The organism is Streptomyces sp. NPDC054847 (genome assembly GCF_053610925.1).
Window position 1 is genome coordinate 1 of the sequence record NZ_JBSGZJ010000780.1, and the last position, 1,266, is coordinate 1,266.

Sequence of the window (1,266 nt, forward strand, 5' to 3'; positions counted from 1 at the left end):
CCTCGCGCCCGAGGGTGCCCGGGTCGGCCTGGACGGTCCGATGCCCCGCACGATCGCTCTGGTCGTGCGGGGGCGGTGTCGTCCGTCGCCGGATCGGGTGCCCCTGGGCGCGCCGGCCGATCGCGATGCCCGCGGCATCGTGCCGGCTGGTCTTGCGGGTGGCGCTGGTGAGGGGCTTCTGCCAGTGCTGGGCGCCCCATTTGCTGGTGTAGGCGGGGTCGACGGCGATGATCGTCATACCCGTCCGGTCGGCCATCGAGGTCAGCCGGGCACGGAGGCGTCCGGTGGGCATGCCGGAGATGAGCTGCCGGAACCTTCGCCTGCGGCCGTGCTTCTCCCTGGTCTTCTCGGCCTGGAAGTCGAGGTCCTCGACCGCGATCGCTTTCACGCCGCAGGCCTTGGCCCAGTGGAGGAGTCGGGTGAGGGCGTGGCGTACTTGGGCGTCGCGGTGGGGGGCGGTGCCGGTCAGGTCGTAGAAGAAGCGTCGGGGTTCACCGCAGGGGTTGCCGTGGGTGTCCAGGCGCCAGGCGGCGAGGTGGTCGGCATTCATGTCCACGCCGATCACACCGTGGGCGAGGGCGGCTTCGAGCGGAACGGTCTTGACCGGCGGGATCTGCCAGGAGGCGGTGACATACCAGCGGTCGCGTCCGGTGTCGTGGTGGATGCGGTAGGCCACGGCCCGGTTCGCGACCACCCGGTCCGCCCACTCGCTGCCCCGGTGCGCGAAGGAGGCCTTCGTGGCGAGTACGTACCGGCCGTGCGGGGCGTTGGCCAGATACGCCAGGGGTGCCGGGAGTTTGATCGACACCTCGCCGTCGGGGGTGATGCGGATCGTCTCGTTGCCGAACCGCTTCCCCGACTCACCGTCCGCCGTAAGGAACCAGCGCTCGGCCTCCCACCGCTCGCGCCACTCGGCTGCGGTCAGCCCCGCCTCGGCCAGATGGTGACGGGTACGGGCCAGGCGTCCGCCGCCGCGCACCACGCGCGCCCGGCCTGCGTCCCGGTCGGCTCGCACCCGCTCCAGCCGGGTCTCCAGCACCCGCAGGCGCCGGGCCTTGGCATGCCACTCCCGCCGCGAACGGTAACCACCCGCGGTTCGCCGGGTGCCCTTCGCCCCGACCGGCAGCGACAACCGATGCCGGATCGTCCTGACACCGGCTTCGAGGCCCTGGATGTGGGCGGCCTGGCCGCGCCGGGCCAGTGCCCACTGATCGTGCGTGGCCTTCGTGATCGACCCCGCCCACCGCGACGACGACACACCCGTCA

At 72.4% G+C, this 1,266-nt stretch carries 1 protein-coding gene; it reads right to left on the minus strand.

Annotated features, from left to right (window positions below):
* The coding region (locus tag ACWGH4_RS35200; RefSeq protein WP_453467986.1) for an IS200/IS605 family accessory protein TnpB-related protein at nt 1–1,266 on the minus strand (1,266 nt) is incomplete at both ends.